This window comes from Vulcanisaeta sp. JCM 16161 (assembly GCF_001316285.1).
In genome coordinates, this window is record NZ_BBDO01000008.1 from 1 (window position 1) to 18511 (window position 18511).

30 protein-coding genes, 1 tRNA gene and 5 pseudogenes are annotated in these 18511 nt (G+C 48.2%); 13 read left to right on the plus strand and 23 right to left on the minus strand.

What is annotated here, in order from left to right; all coding sequences use genetic code 11:
• Nucleotides 1–78: 78 nt before the first annotated feature.
• The 14 genes from JCM16161_RS10585 to JCM16161_RS10625 all read right to left on the minus strand — a co-directional run bounded on the left by JCM16161_RS10585 (nt 79) and on the right by JCM16161_RS10625 (nt 7004).
• Complete coding sequence (locus JCM16161_RS10585; protein ID WP_054855830.1) at nt 79–285, minus strand: hypothetical protein; 207 nt, start codon at nt 283–285, stop codon at nt 79–81.
• A complete protein-coding gene (locus tag JCM16161_RS10590) occupies nt 282–584 on the minus strand; it encodes a hypothetical protein (RefSeq protein WP_054855831.1) in 303 nt (100 codons plus the stop codon). Before JCM16161_RS10590 ends, JCM16161_RS10585 begins: the two co-directional genes overlap by 4 nt.
• Nucleotides 577–966, minus strand: a complete 390-nt coding sequence (locus JCM16161_RS10595; RefSeq protein WP_243671399.1) for a DUF6036 family nucleotidyltransferase — start codon at nt 964–966, stop codon at nt 577–579. The genes JCM16161_RS10590 and JCM16161_RS10595 overlap by 8 nt, the downstream gene beginning before the upstream one ends.
• A 226-nt stretch (nt 967–1192) precedes the next feature.
• Nucleotides 1193–1609 (minus strand): hypothetical protein, encoded by a 417-nt coding sequence (locus JCM16161_RS10600; RefSeq protein ID WP_243671400.1) that lies wholly within the window; start codon nt 1607–1609, stop codon nt 1193–1195.
• A complete protein-coding gene (locus tag JCM16161_RS10605; RefSeq protein ID WP_054855833.1) occupies nt 1537–2397 on the minus strand; it encodes a hypothetical protein in 861 nt (286 codons plus the stop codon). Before JCM16161_RS10605 ends, JCM16161_RS10600 begins: the two co-directional genes overlap by 73 nt.
• Before the next feature lie 136 nt (nt 2398–2533).
• Nucleotides 2534–2791, minus strand: coding sequence for a PaaI family thioesterase (locus JCM16161_RS18150; protein ID WP_243671475.1), 258 nt, complete (start codon nt 2789–2791; stop codon nt 2534–2536).
• 11 nt (nt 2792–2802) lie between these two features.
• Nucleotides 2803–3015: a hypothetical protein gene (locus tag JCM16161_RS18155; protein WP_243671401.1), complete on the minus strand. Its 213-nt coding sequence runs from the start codon at nt 3013–3015 to the stop codon at nt 2803–2805.
• A 35-nt stretch (nt 3016–3050) separates the two neighbouring features.
• Nucleotides 3051–3215, minus strand: coding sequence for a hypothetical protein (locus JCM16161_RS18160; RefSeq protein ID WP_243671402.1), 165 nt, complete (start codon nt 3213–3215; stop codon nt 3051–3053).
• Nucleotides 3179–3970 carry an ATP-binding protein gene (locus tag JCM16161_RS18165; protein WP_243671403.1) on the minus strand — a complete coding sequence of 264 codons (792 nt, stop codon included), beginning with the start codon at nt 3968–3970 and terminating at the stop codon, nt 3179–3181. The genes JCM16161_RS18160 and JCM16161_RS18165 overlap by 37 nt, the downstream gene beginning before the upstream one ends.
• Nucleotides 3922–4167: an AAA family ATPase gene (locus JCM16161_RS18170; protein ID WP_243671404.1), complete on the minus strand. Its 246-nt coding sequence runs from the start codon at nt 4165–4167 to the stop codon at nt 3922–3924. The genes JCM16161_RS18165 and JCM16161_RS18170 overlap by 49 nt, the downstream gene beginning before the upstream one ends.
• Nucleotides 4143–4316 carry a hypothetical protein gene (locus JCM16161_RS18175; protein ID WP_243671405.1) on the minus strand — a complete coding sequence of 58 codons (174 nt, stop codon included), beginning with the start codon at nt 4314–4316 and terminating at the stop codon, nt 4143–4145. The genes JCM16161_RS18170 and JCM16161_RS18175 overlap by 25 nt, the downstream gene beginning before the upstream one ends.
• A gap of 126 nt (nt 4317–4442) precedes the next feature.
• A complete protein-coding gene (locus JCM16161_RS10620) occupies nt 4443–4940 on the minus strand; it encodes a hypothetical protein (protein WP_054855834.1) in 498 nt (165 codons plus the stop codon).
• A 94-nt stretch (nt 4941–5034) separates the two neighbouring features.
• A complete protein-coding gene (locus tag JCM16161_RS18180) occupies nt 5035–5451 on the minus strand; it encodes a hypothetical protein (protein ID WP_243671406.1) in 417 nt (138 codons plus the stop codon).
• A complete protein-coding gene (locus JCM16161_RS10625; RefSeq protein ID WP_243671407.1) occupies nt 5445–7004 on the minus strand; it encodes an AMP-binding protein in 1560 nt (519 codons plus the stop codon). Before JCM16161_RS10625 ends, JCM16161_RS18180 begins: the two co-directional genes overlap by 7 nt.
• Nucleotides 7005–7280: 276 nt before the next feature.
• Here JCM16161_RS10625 and JCM16161_RS10630 point away from each other — a divergent pair, with 276 nt between their 5' ends.
• The 6 genes and pseudogenes from JCM16161_RS10630 (at nt 7281) to JCM16161_RS18190 (ending at nt 11026) form a co-directional block, all read left to right on the plus strand.
• Nucleotides 7281–7736 (plus strand): 30S ribosomal protein S19, encoded by a 456-nt coding sequence (locus tag JCM16161_RS10630; protein ID WP_243671476.1) that lies wholly within the window; start codon nt 7281–7283, stop codon nt 7734–7736.
• Nucleotides 7737–7798: 62 nt separating this feature from the next.
• Complete coding sequence (gene rpl7ae, locus JCM16161_RS10635; RefSeq protein WP_054855835.1) at nt 7799–8320, plus strand: 50S ribosomal protein L7Ae; 522 nt, start codon at nt 7799–7801, stop codon at nt 8318–8320.
• Nucleotides 8317–8558 (plus strand): annotated as a pseudogene (locus tag JCM16161_RS10640) (30S ribosomal protein S28e). Before rpl7ae ends, JCM16161_RS10640 begins: the two are co-directional and overlap by 4 nt.
• A gap of 130 nt (nt 8559–8688) precedes the next feature.
• Nucleotides 8689–9060 (plus strand): hypothetical protein, encoded by a 372-nt coding sequence (locus JCM16161_RS10645; protein WP_054855836.1) that lies wholly within the window; start codon nt 8689–8691, stop codon nt 9058–9060.
• 49 nt (nt 9061–9109) lie between these two features.
• On the plus strand, nt 9110–10198 hold the full coding sequence (locus JCM16161_RS18185) for a hypothetical protein (RefSeq protein WP_243671408.1): 1089 nt from the start codon (nt 9110–9112) through the stop codon (nt 10196–10198).
• Between the two features lie 94 nt (nt 10199–10292).
• Nucleotides 10293–11026 (plus strand): annotated as a pseudogene (locus JCM16161_RS18190) (S9 family peptidase).
• Here JCM16161_RS18190 and JCM16161_RS10655 read toward each other — a convergent pair.
• Nucleotides 11004–11473, minus strand: a pseudogene (locus JCM16161_RS10655) (50S ribosomal protein L32e). The pseudogenes JCM16161_RS18190 and JCM16161_RS10655 overlap by 23 nt on opposite strands.
• Nucleotides 11474–11678: 205 nt before the next feature.
• Nucleotides 11679–12070 (minus strand): annotated as a pseudogene (locus JCM16161_RS10660) (30S ribosomal protein S8).
• A 382-nt stretch (nt 12071–12452) separates the two neighbouring features.
• Here JCM16161_RS10660 and JCM16161_RS18195 point away from each other — a divergent pair.
• On the plus strand, nt 12453–12677 hold the full coding sequence (locus tag JCM16161_RS18195; protein WP_243671409.1) for a hypothetical protein: 225 nt from the start codon (nt 12453–12455) through the stop codon (nt 12675–12677).
• Between the two features lie 275 nt (nt 12678–12952).
• On the opposite strand, the gene JCM16161_RS18200 is transcribed toward JCM16161_RS18195, so the two are convergent.
• Nucleotides 12953–13069: transfer RNA gene (locus JCM16161_RS18200), tRNA-Pro, on the minus strand.
• Between the two features lie 127 nt (nt 13070–13196).
• On the opposite strand from JCM16161_RS18200, the gene JCM16161_RS18205 reads away from it, so the two are divergent.
• Genes JCM16161_RS18205 through JCM16161_RS10670 form a run of 3 tightly spaced genes read left to right on the plus strand, consistent with a single transcriptional unit; the run spans nt 13197 to nt 14969 of the window.
• Entirely contained in the window at nt 13197–13427 is a 231-nt protein-coding gene (locus tag JCM16161_RS18205) for a hypothetical protein (RefSeq protein ID WP_243671410.1), read from the plus strand.
• 19 nt (nt 13428–13446) lie between these two features.
• Nucleotides 13447–13761: a hypothetical protein gene (locus JCM16161_RS18210; protein WP_243671411.1), complete on the plus strand. Its 315-nt coding sequence runs from the start codon at nt 13447–13449 to the stop codon at nt 13759–13761.
• On the plus strand, nt 13728–14969 hold the full coding sequence (locus JCM16161_RS10670; protein WP_243671412.1) for a hypothetical protein: 1242 nt from the start codon (nt 13728–13730) through the stop codon (nt 14967–14969). Before JCM16161_RS18210 ends, JCM16161_RS10670 begins: the two co-directional genes overlap by 34 nt.
• A gap of 153 nt (nt 14970–15122) precedes the next feature.
• On the opposite strand, the gene JCM16161_RS10675 is transcribed toward JCM16161_RS10670, so the two are convergent.
• From JCM16161_RS10675 to JCM16161_RS18225, 4 genes are read right to left on the minus strand one after another with little or no spacing between them, the layout of a single operon-like run.
• Entirely contained in the window at nt 15123–15386 is a 264-nt protein-coding gene (locus JCM16161_RS10675) for a hypothetical protein (protein WP_054855838.1), read from the minus strand.
• Between the two features lie 45 nt (nt 15387–15431).
• Entirely contained in the window at nt 15432–15755 is a 324-nt protein-coding gene (locus tag JCM16161_RS18215) for a heterodisulfide reductase-related iron-sulfur binding cluster (protein WP_243671477.1), read from the minus strand.
• Nucleotides 15749–16336 (minus strand): hypothetical protein, encoded by a 588-nt coding sequence (locus JCM16161_RS18220; protein ID WP_243671413.1) that lies wholly within the window; start codon nt 16334–16336, stop codon nt 15749–15751. Before JCM16161_RS18220 ends, JCM16161_RS18215 begins: the two co-directional genes overlap by 7 nt.
• Entirely contained in the window at nt 16333–16788 is a 456-nt protein-coding gene (locus tag JCM16161_RS18225) for a (Fe-S)-binding protein (protein ID WP_243671414.1), read from the minus strand. The genes JCM16161_RS18220 and JCM16161_RS18225 overlap by 4 nt, the downstream gene beginning before the upstream one ends.
• A 153-nt stretch (nt 16789–16941) precedes the next feature.
• Between JCM16161_RS18225 and JCM16161_RS10685 the strand changes: the two are divergent.
• From JCM16161_RS10685 to JCM16161_RS10690, 3 genes and pseudogenes are all read left to right on the plus strand, one after another.
• Nucleotides 16942–17342: pseudogene (locus tag JCM16161_RS10685) on the plus strand (30S ribosomal protein S8e).
• A gap of 39 nt (nt 17343–17381) precedes the next feature.
• Nucleotides 17382–17522: a hypothetical protein gene (locus JCM16161_RS18230; RefSeq protein WP_243671415.1), complete on the plus strand. Its 141-nt coding sequence runs from the start codon at nt 17382–17384 to the stop codon at nt 17520–17522.
• Nucleotides 17468–17716: a signal recognition particle subunit SRP19/SEC65 family protein gene (locus JCM16161_RS10690; RefSeq protein ID WP_243671416.1), complete on the plus strand. Its 249-nt coding sequence runs from the start codon at nt 17468–17470 to the stop codon at nt 17714–17716. Before JCM16161_RS18230 ends, JCM16161_RS10690 begins: the two co-directional genes overlap by 55 nt.
• Here JCM16161_RS10690 and JCM16161_RS10695 read toward each other — a convergent pair.
• Both JCM16161_RS10695 and JCM16161_RS10700 read right to left on the minus strand, forming a co-directional pair.
• The gene (locus JCM16161_RS10695) at nt 17713–17985 is read right to left on the minus strand and encodes a hypothetical protein (protein WP_243671417.1); all 273 of its coding nucleotides are present in this window, start codon (nt 17983–17985) and stop codon (nt 17713–17715) included. The genes JCM16161_RS10690 and JCM16161_RS10695 overlap by 4 nt on opposite strands.
• A 116-nt stretch (nt 17986–18101) precedes the next feature.
• Entirely contained in the window at nt 18102–18446 is a 345-nt protein-coding gene (locus tag JCM16161_RS10700) for a hypothetical protein (RefSeq protein ID WP_243671418.1), read from the minus strand.
• Nucleotides 18447–18511 lie beyond the last annotated feature (65 nt).

Here is an 18511-nt window from a genome sequence, read left to right on the forward strand (position 1 = left end):
TTGTATGTTGAGGGTGCTATTGAGGCATTGAGGGAGATGAGGGGCGGTTCTGAGTCGTGATACGTCGTCATTGATGTGCTACCCATTAAAAATTGGTCCTCCCCGCCTCCTTGCGATTAACTTGGTCGGCGGCCTTACTTTGCCGTTTGAGTACTTCTCAATGAGCCTGAGGTCCCTCACGTGCTCCCTAAGGTGCATTACGTGGTTAATGGCGTCTTCGACCGAGGCAATGCCCAACCCACACCTTTCACCATCGCTCCTTACCCTCTCCTCGAAAATCCTCAACTCGCCCAGCGCGACCCTGAGGGTCTATAGACCCAGCCGACCGTGGCCCAACGCCTCCCGCGCCAAATCATTAGGCCGAGTTCCCTGAGGCCGTTAACAACTGCGTCAATGTCTGGGCAGGCAATCTCGAGGTAGCTTGGGTGGTATGGAATCAATAACTTACTACCGGCGTGTATTGCCAATGCGGTCCAGCCGGTGAAGGAGCAGCCATAACCGCCCAACGCCCTAGCCACCTCAATGGGTATCCTAACATTATCAATGATTACACAGCCCTCGTCAAACACGAACCCCCTAACCATCAATCCTCAACCCAACTCTCCTGGCAATCCTTAATAAATCCTTATCAACACCCGCATCACGTGAGCGCCTTAGCAGGTAATGAGTGTCCAGGTTGGATAGCCTAAGTAGCTTCTTGACGTCCTCCACGTCCTTATCCTCACCGCTCATCAACTTAAGGATTATTAAATCCTCAATTGATGGGACGAGGATATCTCCCAAGGCCCTGGACCTATTGATGAATTCCTCATCAAGTGTCAGGGGCATGTAATTAATATCAATATGAACAGCGCCGGCATCAACGTAGAATCCCCACCTACGCCACTGCACGAGAAATCCCAAATCCCTCAATCTCCTCGTCACTGCATCCCTAACCTCAACACTAAACGGTCTATCGATGGTCAAGTCCCAATCGCCCGTCTCCCTGATAATACCGTAGAAGGCCAGAGCCTCGCACCAATAAGAAAAACCCTAAGGCCAAGTCCCCTAAGTACCGAAACCACCAACAAAACCTCCCGAGGAACCTCCACAAAACATAGATAGAGCCGTGGTCTCTTAAAAGCAGTGTCAGTATAAAATACATGACCTAATTCTAGCTTATTAATACGTGATAAGACCTATCATGCCTTGATTAAGGTGGAATCATTAGAAACTTTTCATGAGCAGTTAATCTTACTGGGTTAATAACGTCCTTTGGTTCAATGCTTATTGTACCCTTCACGGCCATAGCCTTGATTATCCAATAGTAAGTTGGTGATTGATATGCGTAGTGCCTCCCTATCCATGGCTCGTTTGGTAGTTGTGATATTGCCGTGGAGCTTATGCCAATGAGTATGTTATTCCTCAGCAGTGGCTCTGCATGAAGTGGCGTGTTTAGTACTAGGTTATCTGGCCCTGTGTCCTGCCCAATGCGCCTAATCACGGTGTTCAGAACCTCATCAACACTACCGAGGCCCAGTCTCTCCTTCTCCTCATTCAGCACCTTAATGACCTCGTTAATGGCATCCCTAAGCCAGGCATCCACGCTCCAGCCATAGGCGGTGGCCAACTGTGATAGGGCCTTGGGTTACCACCGAGCAACTGCCACAGCAACTCAACGTCAACGTCCCGCCTCCCCACTAACTCGAGGATCAACTCCGTAAATGGCCCCTTGGGTAGGTTCCACATGAGCATTGAATGCAGCCCACCCTTACCCCTATACCTATTGGCTACTTCCACCGCCGTGTAATCACTTAGCGCCAGGTAAGTGACGCTGTACTTATTGCCCCAGGGCCTCTCAACACTCGCTGGCCCACCCTCGTATAAATTCGATAACAAGCCCACGAGACCTATAACGGCGTTACCCAAGCCCCTCGACGTCAACCACCTATCTAAATCATCATGAACGATCACAACACGATCAACGCCCCAACCCCTGACCAACTCAAAGAGTCTCCTCACTAACGTGGTGATAGCGCTTAAAGCCGCTGAAACACCAATGGACGCCCCAGACAGGGAGACCACAACGTTAAGCACCGAATTGACCACAGCATCCCTGGCATTGGCCGCGTTAACCCCACGGTAAAGAATATCAACAACTGCACCATCATAATTAATATAAACACCAGCTACATCACCGCCAAGCTCCTCAACACCACTAATAAACAACCTAAGAAACGTAGACTTACCAGCACCCAAAGGCCCATAAACCACACCAACATGCTCAAACCTAAACAAATCACCAAGCAAAGCCTCAACCTCAAACTCCCTATCCCTAAACCTAGTACGAAAACCACCCAACAAAACCTCACGACCACTAATCCACCTAATCAACGAACTAACATCTAGACCAACCATTAAAAACAAGAACAAAAGCCCCAATTAAAAACAAACCATACAATGAATTACGAAAAACAACTTTCAGCTTACCGAGCCATGGCAAAATTTGCATGGAACGACCCAGGAAGAAGTACTCGAAAGCTTTCCACAATGTTCACGTTTTGCCTCTTAATTCGTTTATTAAGTCGTTTAATGACTTATTAGTTAGTGTTACCCAGTAGGTTGCTGTTGATGTTCCTATTAATTCATTGCTCTTATTCCTTAGCTCCACTGTTATGAGTGCCATTGGTTCCTTGATGTGTGTTATCCTTGCCACGGCCTTTAGCACCCCCTCGGTTATTGGCCTTAGGTACTTCACTGTTAGGTCTGTGGTCACTGCGATTACGTACCTTGGGTAGTAATGGCTTATTATGGCTACCCATGCTATCGCGTCGGCCAGTGCCGCGTGGACCCCGCCGTGTACCGTGCCAGGATCTGAAGGTGCTTCCTGCCTATCTCCACGAATCCCACGGCGCAGTCCCTACCCACGTCCTCAATCTTAATGCCTATGAGTCCCCAATATGGGCTTAACTCCTCGATGATCATCATCGTCCTTAATAACTCATCATTACTTGCCTCACACCTTAACCTCTGCATCGCCGATTGGTGTTGCGGTCATGGACTTTAAGCATTTAGCCTGCAAGCAACCACCTCCAGAGCGGTGTTATTTTTACCTTGATCCCCTCGATCTCGACCTCATCCTCCAGGTCCCAACTAATTACCCTAGTCATTCCACGGCCGAGGACCTCATTAGCCCTAACTAGGGCCTTGAACTCCCTCCTATCGATTTCGTCCATTGACGATGCGTAGGTGACTTGGATGTACTCCCTGGCTCTTGATTAATTATGAAGTCAACCTCGTAATCATTTACCTTAAGGTAGCTATAATTAAGGCCCCTCCTCATTAGTTCCACAGCAACCACGCCCTCCATCATAGGCCCAATGGACCTCCTCCTGAAGTATGCCGTATCTATTGGGTACACCTTCCTTGGCTGTTTAATGACCTCCCTACTTGAGAACCCAAACCTCCGAACAAGTATTACGTAGTAGGACTCCTCCAGGTACTTAAGGTAATTACTGAGCGTCCTCTTGCTCTTGCTAATACCTAAGCTCCTAAAGTAGTTGCTCAATTTCGTTATCGAGACATAGCCGCCAAAGTTATTCTCAATAATCTCCAGGAAGGTCTCGAAGAACGCCGCATCCCTAACCCTGTACCTCTCGATTATGTCCCTGTAAATAATCGTCTGCCTATACGTCCTGACCAGGTCACTGGCCATTTCCGGCCTAAGCACCACCTCGGGTAGGAAGCCATTGAGTACGTAATCCCTCAGGTAATTAAGTAATTTGCCGCGCTTCTCAGGCACTTCCAGGAATTCCTGCTCAAAACCCCTAACCCTTAGGAACTCCTTGAAGGAGAACGGCAGCACTAACCTATCAATGTAGCGGCCCCTCAACTCCGTGGCCACATCGCTAGCCCTCACCCTTGATGATGAACCACTGAGTATCACGAAGTACCTACCCTTATCAAGTAGGTCCTCACCCAGCGACCCCACTCTGGCAGGTTTTGGACTTCATCAAGCATCAGCAATATCCTGCCATTGTACTCACGCGCCTCCTCATTAATGACCTTAAGAAACACGCCAAAGTCCGTTGGCCTAAGAACGCTTAACCTGACATCCTCAAAATTAATATAGACAATGCTTGACCTAGGCCAACCCCTACCCATTAAGTCCTGGGCGATCCAATACATGAAGTACGTCTTACCGGCCTACGAGGACCAACCAACGCGAGGGCTGAACCCTCAGGTAGTAGGTACGAAATATCCCTAGGTATAACCCTAGGCAGGTTAAAGGCAAACCACTCCTCAATAACCTCCCTAAGCACACTCTCAATACTCATACCGTGAGTTCGATATAAATAGGAAACAGCTTAATTATAAATCTGTTTCCTATAGGAAACAAGAATAACGAGAATTAGGCATGGGTATTTATTTAAATGAGTAGGTAAAGATACTTGCATATGCCATTAGTTATTTTTCTCTTTTAAATAATTGCTTAGGCATTCCTTATTTATTGTTATTCTCCTGTTTATCCACGCCCTCTCGGTTATTTTTATTGGCTGTATCATCTCGTCCATCACGGTGAGTGGGTCGTAGTCCCTACTAAGGACTATGCACCTACTCCTCCTCAGGCATTCCTTGGCCGCCCTAACCTCGGCTGGCTCATCCTCCGCCAGTATGTAATCGAGACTTAACTCCCTAAGCCACTTAACCCTGACCTCAGCGACGGCTCTATGCTCAGGCCTTGAGTAATCAATCACGAATACTACACTTGGCCTTAGGTAGTCGTAGTCAAGGGCAAGCCTAACATTCACTAGGAATGTCCTTGGGTCCCTGAGACCGTAGGTTATGCTCGCCAGGTCTATCATTAGGTAATCATACCTATCATTGACTAGGTCTGGTAGGGTCCCGCGCTCGACCTCGACAACGCACCTCGCGTATACCCTCCTGAGCCTTGGGTCCATTAATCACTCCGTTATTTCCATTGATATTTTATAAAAATAAATAACTAAGGTTTAAGGAGACATCACTCCTTCATTATTTCATCCATATACGGCTTCAACGCTCAATAACGGCATAAAAAGCCTCAGGATTTAACACGGCATTTATGTTCACAGCCTTATCAATGGGCCAGCCCATTAGGACCTTCTTAATGGGCACCTCAAGCTTCTTGTAGTTCCTAGTCATTGGTATGTCCGGGACCTGTATTATGTAGTCGGCGATGTAGTAAGGCCCCAACTGACTCCTTAATGCGTCGTTTATCTTCCTCCTCAACTCCTCGGTTAGTTGTAGGCCGGGTCTCAGGGCTACGAAGAGTATTAACTTATTCTTGACCTCAACGGCTAAGCTACCCACGACCTCAGGCAGGGACTCAACGACCTTGTAGATGTCCAGGGTCCCAATCCTAATCCCCTTCCTCTTTATCGTTGAGTCTGAACGCCCACTGATTATTACCGTGCCCCTATCCGTTACCATGGCCCAATCACCGTGCCTCCACACGCCCGGGAACATGCTGAAGTAGGACTCCCTGTACCAGTTGTAGTCTGGGTCGTTCCAGAAGTAGATGGGCATTGAGGGCATGGGCTTTTCGATGACCAACTCACCAACTTCATTAACCACGGGCTTGCCCTCCTCATTATACACATTAACCGCAGCCCCCAACCACCTACACTGCATCTCACCCTCCACACGGGCAGTATTGGGCAGCCCCCAACGAATGCCGAGACTACGTCTGTACCACCGCTTATTGGCGCCAGCCACACGTCCTCCTTAACCTTGGTGTAAACCCACTCAAAGCCCTGCGGCGATAGTGGCGCCGCCGTTGAGCCAATCTCCCTAAGAGTCTTCAGGTTAAATTGCCTGCCAGGCTCTATGGTGGACTTCATGGCGGCATGAATATAGGGCGCGCTGAGACCAAGTATTGTGAGGCCCTCCTTCTCCGTAATCTCCCAGTAGGGCTCGAAGTTCCTGGCCGTTGGATCACCATCATAGAATAGTATTGTCGTACCGAAGAGCAGGGCATCGACCGTGAAGTTCCACATCATCCATGACGGTGTCGTGTACCAGGTGAATTTATCGCTTGGTTTATAATCCATGTGAAGACCGACCTTGTACGCCTCGAGGAGGACGCCGCCGTGGCTGTGGACCACGGGCTTCGGTATACCCGTAGTCCCCGACGTGAATAATACCCATAGTGGTTCGTTGAACTCCATGGGTTCGAAGGAGAGCCCAATACCCCTCCTGCCCGTGACCTCCCTCCAATCATGCACCGGCTTACTAAGGCTTAGCTCCACTGAGTCCCTCATGTTTGGTACCACGACGACCCTCTCAATACTCTGTACTGAGTCAACAATCTGCTTGATGTCGCCGTACTTATCAAAGACCTTGCCCCTGTATGGGTAACCATCCACCGCGATCAAGACCTTGGGCTGAAGCATGTTAAACCTATCAATTGCTGCCCTAGGGGCCAACTCGGCGCCAACACCGACCCAAATGGCTCCGATACTCGCCGTAGCCAATAAGGCAACCACGGCCTCTGGGACCTGGCTAACGTACGCGGCGACCCTATCACCCCTACCAACACCAACACTCCTAAGCCAATAGGCCAAGGCCGCGGCCTCCCTATACAGTTGATCCCACGTAAGGCTCCTCCTAAGCCCATCCTCCTTGACGTAGATTACAGCCTCCTCACCCCAACGGGCAGCCTTAAACACGTGCTCCGCATAATTAAGCCTAGAACCAATGAACCAGCGGGCACCAGGCATCGTCCTTGGCTCGAGAACCTTAGTATAGGGTGAGTGGGAAACAACACCAAAGTACTGCCAGATACTAACCCAGAAGTTCTCGAGATCCTCAACACTCCACCTCCAAAGCCTATCATAATTACCCACATTCCTCAAGGGGTCATCAATGGAAACCTCAAACCTAAGACCAAAAACCTCACCAAGCCAATTAACGAACCTCAATATGTTAGAATTCCTAATCACACTTTCGCTAGGCCGCCAAAGAACCTTAACCCCCTCCGTCATATTAATTATTGCTTATTAAGTACCTTATTAAAATTAATTCATTTAAATACCGCTTTATATAGGTAAAACGATTAATAAATCCATAAGTCACGCAACGAGTAAAAGTTATAAATAAGGCGGCTACTGCGGTTTTGAATGTCGAAGAAGCCAGAGACAAAGGCACCGGGTAAGGCTGAGGAGAAGGCTGGAGCCAAGGCTGCTGGTAAGGCGGCGGAGAAGGCTGCTGAGAAGCCGGCGCTGCGCCGGCCGCGGCAGCGGCTAAGGAGGAAGAGGAGGGTGCTGAGGCTGGTAGGAAGGTTGGTTGACGGCTGCGTGATACCGCAGGAGGAGTGGAAGGGATTTAGGTACAGGGGTTTCACGTTTGAGGAGATCTCTAAGATGTCCATGGAGGAGTTCATTAAGTTATTACCGGCTAGGCAGAGGAGGTCGTTAATGAGGGGTTTAAAGCCTGAGCATAGGAAGTTCCTTGAGAAGGTTAGGAAGGCTAAAAAGCTCATGGCCGAGGGCAAGAAGGTGACCCTTAAGACCCATGCCAGGGACATGATAATACTGCCTGAGATGGTTGGTTTAACGGTCGCGGTCTACAACGGCATTACCTACCTACCAGTCACGATTAGTCCATGGCACATCGGCCACTACCTCGGTGAGTTCGCAATAACCACCAAGATTGTTCAGCACGGCGAGCCCGGCCTTAAGGCCACGAGGAGTACGCTACACATAGCCTCAAAGTAATCCCTTCATTTGTTTCGTATTGAAAAATACTTATAAATGCCAATTTCACGGTTTAGACGAGTATGGCAACAGTAAGTATAGACCCAAAGACATTTTACGCAAACCCACCACAGGGGAAGCCATTCTACGTTAGATTCGCAGTGCCGCAGGAAATAGCCGAGAAGGCGTATGAGGTGTTATCGGCGGCCAGGGAGACGGGTAAAATAAAGAAGGGAACAAATGAGGTGACTAAGGCTGTCGAGAGGGGATTGGCCAAGTTAGTCCTCATAGCCGAGGACGTTGATCCACCGGAGATTGTTGCTCACCTACCAATCCTCTGCGAGGAGAAGGGCGTGCCGTACGTATACGTGCCGAGTAAGGAGAGACTCGGCAAGGCCGCAGGTCTGCAGAACACGTCGGCCGCGTCTGCGGTCATCATTGACCCTGGACAGGCATCTGCTGAGTTGGAGAACCTTGTTAAGCAGATAAATGATGTTAGGGTTAAGGCGGGCCTCAACCCAATACAACTGCCGCAGCCACAGGCAGCGCCGCCGGCTGAGAAGGCACCCGCCAAGAGGGCTGCTAGGAAGGGTGAATCCAAGTGAGCGAGGAGACCAAGGTTGAGAGGTTTAGTCCTTATGAGGATGCAGTCGCGGCATTGGTGGTTCAAATATTGGGTAGGACGGGGATTGCAGGTGAGGTCAGTATTGTTAGGGTTAGGATACTCGAGGGTAGGGATAAGGGTAGGGTAATAACGAGGAACGTGAAGGGCCTGTCAGGGTTGGGGACATTGTAATGCTTAGGGAGACTGAGAGGGAGGCTAGGAAGTTAACGGTTAAATAAACATCGTTTACTCTCATAATCTTCGTTAAATCACGACTTAATCTCTCACTCATTGAATTCCTCGATACTTATGACGACGGTATGGCCGTGACTAGCCACGTAAATAAGAAATTTATTATCACGATAATGCATGATAGAGGTGTCATTCACAGACCTGGTGTTTACTCTCACGGCAACCATGATTATTATACATGTGACAATCGCATTCGCTAGCCTGAGGTATTTAGTCGTGCCGAGACGTATTGGCCTACCAATAGCTATTTACGAAAGTGCCTACTACATGGCACTCCTGGCCTACGCCCTACTTAATCATTATGGCGCAGCATTATTAGGCATAGCTGGGCTACCCCTGGTAATACATGTTGGTGGGGCTTACCTATACGTGAATGGCGTGTTGAGTTACTTATCACGTAATTGCAATAACCTTAGGTATTACGGTTATTACGAACTCTCTGAACTCATATTCCTAGTAATTATTGCGGCAAGCATACTAACTCATTGACCTTCGACTAAGTGAAATCTTAATAGCCCAGGGATTTCCTACATCATTAATGGTTAGGAAGTTGGTGATTGAGGATTTGAGGTTGGTGAGGATGGTTCATGATTTAAACGCGGATATTGATACAGGCATGCTTGCCTTCACAGTCTCCAAGGTCGCGGATTCCATGGAGGATTACGAAAGGAACGTCTGGGTATTTGACGGTAAGTCACTGAGGCAGGTCACGAGGGGTAATAGCGACTTCTCACCAAGGATCCTGGGTACCAAGGGCCTAATATTCCTATCGAGGAGGGGGCTTGGTAGGGATAAGCCTGGCGTTGAGGTTTGGTACCTGCCATTCGATGGTAGTGAGGCCGTGAAAATAGCGTATGTTGCTGGTGGCATTAATGATTTACGCATTGCCAATGGGGCCATGTACTTCATCAGTAATGTCGGTCCTGTACAGGAGGACGTAAAGTTTGTCGATGACTGGCCCCTCTGGTTTAATGGCAGGGGATTCATACACACATTCAGGTCACACCTATTCTCACTGGACATGAGTGGCTCCATTAGGCAGGTAACCAGTGGCAATTTTGATGTTGTGGCGTACGACGTTGAACCAGGCGGTAAGAGGGCGGCCATAGCCGTGAGCAGTGACAGGTTCAAGCCCTATAGGAATGAAGTTTGGATACTAAACCTGGAGAGTAATGAGAGGTACGCGATCCTTAGTAATTACAGTATATCGGCGATTAGGTGGTCGCCGGATGGTAAGTACTTGGCATTGGTCGGCAATGACCTTCATAGGGGCTTCGCAACGCATGACCACGTATTACTCATAAGGCCTGAGGGCGGTGAAGTAATCGACTTAATGAAGGGTGTTGATAGGAGCGTTGGTAATAGCCTCAATAGTGATGTTAGGGGCTCACCACCGCCGATAAGGCTTCAGTGGGTTGGTGATTGGGTTTACTTCATAATGATGGATGGCGGGTCTGCAAAGCTCGTTAGGGCCAGTGTTAATGGTGGTGTTGAGACGGTAATCGGTGGTGAGAGGGGTATTGAGGACTTCGTGGTCATGAGGGACGGCGCCATATATTTCATATCCATGGACCAGTCAGGCCCACGGAATTGTACAGGTGGTTTAATGGTGGTGAGGAGAGGGTAACGAACTTCAATAATTGGGTTAATTCCGTAGAGCTCTCCAGGCCCGAACCTTCAGGTTCCGCGCCAGCGATGGTAGGGAGGTTGAGGGTTGGTTAATGAGACCCACAGGGTTTAAGCAGGGCATTAAGTATCCAGCGGTTTTGGAGATCCACGGTGGCCCGAAGACCGCCTACGGCTACTCGTTCATGTTCGAGTTCCAGTTACTGGCGAGTGAGGGGTTTGTTGTTATTTTCATGAATCCAAGGGGTAGTGATGGTTATGATGAGGAATTTGCGGACATACGTGGGCATTACGGCGAGAGGGATTATGAGGATTTAATGGAGGGCCTTGATTACGTTGTTAAGAATTACGACTTCATAGACCAAACCGATTGGGGGTCATTGGTGGGTCATATGGTGGATTTATGACCAACTGGATAATAACGCATACGGATAGGTTCAGGGCAGCAATCACCGATAGGTCAATATCCAACTGGATTAGCTTCTTCGGCGCCAGTGACATAGGGCCTTACTTCGCCAATGATCAAATAGGCGGGAATGAGGATAAGGACTTCTGGTCAAATCTAGAGAATTACATGGCCAAATCGCCAATTATGTATGTGAAAAATGTCAGGACACCACTATTGATAATACACTCATTGGAGGACTATCGTTGCTGGTTTGAACAGGCGATACAACTATACACGGCGTTAAAGTATCTGGGTAAGGAGGTCAGGATGGTAATATTTCCAGGGGAGAACCACGACTTATCCAGGTTTGGTAAGCCAAATCATAAAATCACTAGGTTAAGGACTATCATTGATTGGTTCAACGAGAAATTAAAGTCGTAATTACTGAGCCTTTTTTTAATTCCTCAATTACGTCCTTAGTCACGTTCATTACCCTCACGCCCTTCTCAATAGCCCTCTTAACAATCTCAATCCTCTTCCTAAGGCCCACAGTCCTGCCTATTACTATTGCCTCCTTCGTTGGGTCGACCTTATCGACATCCTCAGGCCTATGAACAATGACGAGCCTGAAACCGCTTGGGTGCAGGTTCCTGGCCAGCCTCGGCTTACCATAACCAACCTTAACCCTCTTCGGGTAGCCCTTAATCTCAAGCCTAATCTTATTATCGTTACCCCTAGCCTACGCCAATGCTCGCCATGGGCAATCCTTAGGTACCTCCACTCATCCATCCTCATCCAACGCGGCTCCCTCCTCTCCATCAACAACCTAAGCCTCAATAACCTCCTTAACTTATCGCTCAACGAAGCCCTAGGCCTTGGAAGCTTCACCTCCTTAACCTCGGGCTTGGTCTCTGGCTTAGCCACCGCCTGCCCAGGCGCCTGCTGAGACTGTTGCTGCGCTGAGTCTCCGTCTGTTGAGCTACCTGCGCGGCCTGCTCACTTGTTGGTTGTTGGGTCTCCTGCTCCGTGGCTTATTCTCCTCCGTGGACATCGCAGAAGCACCTTGTTAATGCCCTTTTTAAATTTACCACTATCAATAGACGTAGGCTATGAGGACACCGCCAACGTTCATCTGCCTAGCCTCCAGGTGCGATAACACGCCCTTTGAGGTGCTGAGGATTAGTATACCCACGTTCCTGGCAGGTAGGTATTTCTCCTCCCACTTCATTAGTTCGGAAACCCTAACGCTGAACCTGGCTTTATGGCCCCAACATCGTTTATTTTACCGAGAAGTTGAACCTTGAACTTACCACCCCTACCATCCTCGATAAACTCAATCTCGCCAACATAGCCATACCTCTGCATAACCCTGAGAACATTACCCACTAGCTTGGAAGACGGCCAAATAATCACCTCCCTATGACCCCTCATCTCCGCGTTCTTAATCATTGTCAACGCATTCGCCAAGACATCAAGCAAGACCATACAACCAGCGTGCACAACCACAAATTAAAAACTTTACTAGTATCAGCGAAGGACCACATCATCACCCTCAGCCGTACTCCCTAACATCATGACTCAATATGTGTAGCTGGGAATTTTAAATTCTTGACTATATGCGTGTTACTAGTATGTATTTATTTATATTGAAATAAATATTAATAAATATAACTGTTCATAAAAAAAATTATAAGTCGCGAATACGATAAAATAAGGGCAATAATTAACCTTGGATAATGAGGGTTTTAGTTAATGGTAAAGAGGTCGGCGATGAATACACTGGTTGCGCCCTATGCGGTTATAATAAGAGAACAGGCACCTACCTAAGTATTAATGGGGCACTTCGGTGTAAGGTGTGCGGTAAGCCGTGGGTGGTGCCTATCAGGAAGTCGCTGGTGCCAAGTTATACTTCTGCTGTGGAGATCATTATAGGGAGTTTAAGAGAATAATACAGGGAGCTATTACGGTAGGAAACATGGGCAGGGTAAAGACCGTCTCAATCTTCGTAAACGGTGGCGAAAGGAGCATTATTGTCGAGGACAATAATGGTAAAGTAGTGATGATAAACGAACCAATATTTAACCTAAGTTAGGGTTCGGGCTTAAATTGTATCCTTAAACTGCTTTTAAATGCTTATGGCTACTTACTTCATTTCTTCATTTGTAGTTCCCGAGACTCTCTAGGAATATTCAGAGTATTTAATATACAGTGAATAGAGAAAATTGAATTGCTTAAAGCCTTCATAATGAATAAGGAGCATGGGGAAACAGTAATGTACTGTAGGATAGTCCCTAAGGATAAACTAAGGCATGGAATACCCGGTATTAATAACGGCAATTAATACTAATCGAATTCCCAATAAGGACGTGGTGGGGCCGCCGGGATTTGAACCCGGGTTCACCGGCGTTCCGTACGGGGATTGTTCCCCAGGCCGTTGGACCCAGGTTTACCTGGTGCATCCTAGCCAGGCTAGACTACGGCCCCAGTTTGGGTAATTCATTGCTTATTTAAAAGCGTTTTCCGTCATTCACGGGATTGGATGCGTCTATGATGGGGTAGAGACTGTTTTACGTTTTGATTCTAAAATGCCCGTTGTCTCATGCGGTTTTGAGTGGGCATATATTGGTGCTTCCTTGATGCGTGCCTTGAGCCTAACGCCGTGCGTGGTTGGCGAGCCCACAGCCTTGCTGCTCGATCGCCGACAATCAACGACTTGACTATGTGCCTCATTGCCTTGCTTAGGGCTCTCTCCACGATGTACACGAACTGCACCGACCTTATCGACCACCTCTCAATTGCTTACCTAAGCCAATTCGGCATTGGCTCGGTAGTGGCTTATTAGCTCTGTTGGGAATTAGTCCATGGATGTCTCCATGGCTCTAGAGATTTGCTGGGGTAGGAAGGCCAGGGGCTCTAAACGCCTAAGGTGCGGTGAGCCTGTTGATGATCCGAGGGTCGTTGAGGAGGTTATGAGGCTAATCAATGAGTTCCTCAGCCGAGTAGAGAGACACAGAGGCATGTTGCTTAGTGATTCTGCAACTCCATTTGATGAGTCAATAAGGGCGCTGAGCGATTGGCTGCAGAGGATCGAGGCTAGGATTAGAGAGGGCAACGACGAGGACATCGCAAACCTTAGGAGGCGATGCTCGACATCGGCAAGAGGATGCTCGAACTAGCCAGGAAGGCACGCAAAAAGTGGCTCGAGACCTATAGACCAGAGCTCGAGGAGCTAATCAATAAACTAGGGAGTGGAGGAGCAAGGATAATCATAAGCGGCGAGCCGCTCAATAAGGACAAGAGCTTCACGGCGCACCTGTACACTGAGGACTTGGCAATTGAGATATCAAGGGTTGCTAAGACGGGAGGCATAACAATGCAGATATCGTTCACTGGCCTCAAGGGCGTTCATGTGGTTGTACCTAAGCTATTCAGTGATGGTAAATTGAGGGCAATGTGGTGTGGGCTTTTGCTTACTGATGGTGCAATCAATAAGGATGGCTACCCAGCGATGGGCACTAGCCAGCTTTGGCAAGCCTTTGCGTGGCTGCTGGCTTGGCCTGGGAAGAACCACATGTGGATAAATGGCTTGGGCCTCAATGATGGCGATGTGAGCGTTAGGTGGCAATTAAGGGCTACTGACCACAGGAGCGTGTTCAAGGAAAAGGCTGAAGTCGCCGAGGAAGCCGGCGAGCTCGGCGAGGAGAAGTTCCCAACGTTCGTGTTATACATAATACTTGGTGATGGTGGCGTGAACATTAAGAAAAAGAGGGTTGGGCTCTATATGGGTAAGTCGAAGCTCGAGTTGTGGGGCAACTTAATCGAGAGACTTAAGGGTCTTGGGTTTAGGAAGAGGGATGATTATGGGTATATCATAACCTACGCGGTTAAATCCTCAAAAGCCGTTGAATTGGCTAGGAAAATGCTCAGCGACCCAATGATCAAGGCTTTAATTGATGACTTGAGCTCGCTGCCCGATGCGGAGAAGTTAAGACGATTAATCGAACTAATGAATATGGAGCCCAAGCCCTTGGGCAAGTCAATGGTTGAGGTTGTTGATGGCATTAGGATGACCGTTCACGTGAGAGACAGCGGCACAGTTGAGCTTAGGACTAAACGTAAGGGGCTTGAGGATGCCGTGGCAATTTTGGAGGGACTCAAGAGGGCGGGCTACGAGGCTGGGCTGAGGCCGTTGAAAGGCGGATTCGAGGTCTACATGGGCATGAGTGAGGTTAAGAAAGACCAAGAGCTCGCGAGGAAGGTCTGCGGAGTGCTTAGGAGAATGCATGAGGAGGTAATGAACGAGGACAAGGTCGAGAGGGCTTGGAAGACGGCCAAGGCAATGAAAAACCTAAACTGCCCCACCCAAAGCCCACGGGCCCGATAAAAACAAAACACAAACATCATCCTTCGAGGTACGGCCACCAGGATTTGAACCCGGTCTGCTGCTCGACAGGCCGCCATCCTAGACCAGTCTAAACTACGGCTCCCGTGGTTGTCATTTCATGGGCAATTTTAAGCTTTTCAGTGTGATGCTTCATTAGGTCATCTCTCCATACACCCTCTCCACGTACTCCCTATCCTCATTGCACGTTGGTTCGGCCTTGCCCATCGTATTGTCAAACCTTACTGCGCAGTAGGTAATTAATTCGTTAGTTCTTACTCTGTAAATGGCGATTAGAACCTTAACACCGTTTAATACATTGTCATAGCGAAGAACCTTCATGTATAATGGCTCATTCTCAAGACCTAGGTACCTGGCTAGAAACTCCATGACGCGTTTATAAAACGCGTAGTCAATCATTGAGCTGGGATAGAGAGGGTTTAATTAAAGGTGTTGTCCATAGGATTAGTGAGGGGTGATTCGCCTTTCGATGCTTTTCGGTATCATGGCTTTATACACTAGGTCCATTAGCCCTGTGAATGTTAATTTACGGTTGTACAATTTATTTAGTCTTGGTAATACCCTATCCATCTGTAGTTTGCAGGCTGCGCATGACACCACCACGCAGTCCGTGCCCTTGCCAATCGCCCTTTGGTACCAGAGCTCTGCGTATTTAATGGATAATTCCTCCATTTCCTTAGCCAGCATTCCACTTGTTCCTCCGCAGCATATGGCTAGTTCGGGCTTATCATTCAATTCCACATAACGCATCACCGCATTACTTAATATGAACCTCGGCTCCCTAACCAGGTCACCACCCCTGGCGTAATGGCATGGTCCATGTATATGTAGGTCAAGCCACCATTAGCGGATGGATCCAACCTAATCAAGCCCCTCCTTATGGCATCCGCGGCTATGTAGAGTATGTGTGTCCCCTCAATACCGAACTCCCTAAGCCTCGGTATTACGTAATTCTTGAACACCCTCCAACCATGACCACACTCGCCAGCCACCACCAGCTTCACGCCCAACCTGCGCGCCTCCTCCACAATCCTATCTGCAATGAGCTTCATGTGTCTCTCATCCATGAATAAGCCGTAATTCGTAATGTCCGGAGCCTTGGTGCTCAGGGTAAAGTCTATCCCTAATTCACTGAGTAGTAGTACGTAGCCCTTAAACGTGTTTATGGCCACTGTATAGTCAGCGCAGGCGGAGGGTAGTAGCAATGCGTATGCAGGTTCATTAATCTTAACCTTAATGTCAACGCCCTTTTCAAGCCGGACCTGGTTAACCACGTTCAGTATTACTTCCCTGAGCACGTCCTCGGGCAAACCGAGGAAGTTACCCACGGACTCCAGGTTATCTATCACCCAGCCACGTAGTTGGGTGCCAAGCCTACTTCGTAGAGTAATGACCTAATGGTCCTTGAGATGTCGGCCACGTCAACGCCGAAGGGACAGGCCCAGGCGCACCTCCTGCACGTTAGGCATTGCCAGAAGTATGTGTATGCCCTGTCTATCAAGTCCTCATTAATGTAACCACGCATTAATGACCTGGCCAGGGCCACCCTACCGAGGGGTGAATTATTGATGTCGTTTGTTGCCAGGTACGCTGGGCATACCGTTAGGCATGCGCCACAGCTCATGCAAAGGCTTAGCGAGAGTACTAAGTTCCTATTCTCACGTACCCTACCTCTTAATAGTCTCCCGAGTTCATGGGTGTTTTGTCGATGCTTATTGAGGCCAATCCTGGTATGGAGTTTATTAATTAGGTCCTGGGAGGCCTTTTCATGCCTATACCCATTACTCATTGCTTGACTCATTGATTTATCAAATACCTTAATACATTGTTATATGTGCAAAACCTGCACCTCAGCGAGGAGTTAGGTTCTTCATGATTTCCGCAACGGGACGCATCATCACCATTAATTCCACGAGGCAAAATCTTTTAAAGGCAATGCCCGCGTTGGGTCTTCGTGGTTAAGCTACTGAGCTTCTACCAGGGTAGGGACACTAAGAAGCCCAGTGGTGGTTATAGGCTAGGCCGTATAAGGTTAAGAGGAAGGCGCTTGGTGGCGGTCCACCGACAAACACGACCTTATCCGATAGGGATGTTAGGAGGGTGATTAGGGTCTTTGGTGGTAATGTTAAGGTTAAGGCCGTCAGTGCGCAGTACGCTAACCTATACATTCCCAAGGAGGGTAAGGCCATCAAGGTGAAGATACTTAGGGTGCTTGAAACACCGGCGAATAGGGAGTTGGCTAAGAGGGATATCATCGTTAAGGGCGCGATTATCGAGACCGAGAGAGGCAGAGCCGTGGTCACGTCAAGGCCTGGGCAGGATGGCGTGGTAAACGCCGTGTTTCTTGAGGGATAGGAGGTAAAGCATTATTAATTAGCGGGCTTTCTAGCCTTTGTGGATAAGAGGGACTACTGGATTATTTGGACTGTCTACTTCGACTCAAGTAAGAGCAGGGGCTTGGCAGGAAGGTTCCCAATGGTATGGCTATTAGGTCACCAACAATTGAGGAGTTGGTTAAGGCCGTCAGCAACCTAGGACTTGAGTTCGAGGTTTACAGCGATAAGAAGCACCCCAGTAATTGGTTTGAGGGACCTCATGGCTACGTCGCCGTGAAGAGGGACTCCGCGGTTAGGAGGTTTGGCTCGATAAATAAGAGGAGGTTACTAACGCTAATAGCCAGGGAATTAATTAGGATTAGGCAGTCCACGACTCAGGCTAAGAACCCTTAATTACTCATGCTTATTGTTAATCTCAATTTTAGTAAGTCACTCAATGCGTGGGACAGTGATTGCCGTAGGTCCTTAGTGACTGGTGAGTTCATTATCGATTTGATTACTTCCTCAGGATTATCCAGTGATTGTGGGTTTATGCCCGTTGGTATTGGCATGTCAAGCTCGATCTCAACCTCATTCGAGCCTTGGGACGTAACCTTAAGAATTACGTTATTCCCATAATCCTTAAACCAATAATTATTGCTGTCACTCCTTTTAAAGCCCATGCTTTTAAGAATATCAATAAGCATTAAATCACCAGGTCATTAAGCCCCCTTAAATCATTTGCTCATTCATATGTGGGCTATTATAATTGCCAGCAACGCAAGTAGTATTGCGGATATCACCAGTCTGCGTCCACGATATGGCTAATGCCCGATAGCCATAGGAAGCCACCAATAATTCCAAAGAGTATTGCGAGCACCGTCGATGCGTTGTAGATTACGTTCTTTAGGAAGTTCGTGAACGATATTAGGTCGGCGAGCGCCGTATTTATTACATTCTCCGTGCTATTGGTTATTGAGTTCATGAAGTCATTTATCGTACTCGTCACGTTACTCGCAGCATTATTAATATCACCAACATTATTAATATCACCAATGTTCTGTGAGGCATGCACTATTAATGGTGTTATCACCGTGATTAGTATTACGAGGAATACCTCCAGGACCCTCCTCATTTCCTTCACCAATACCTTAATTGCCATTTCGATTTATAAATTACTTTCAGTCTACCCCCTCGTGGGTCCATCAT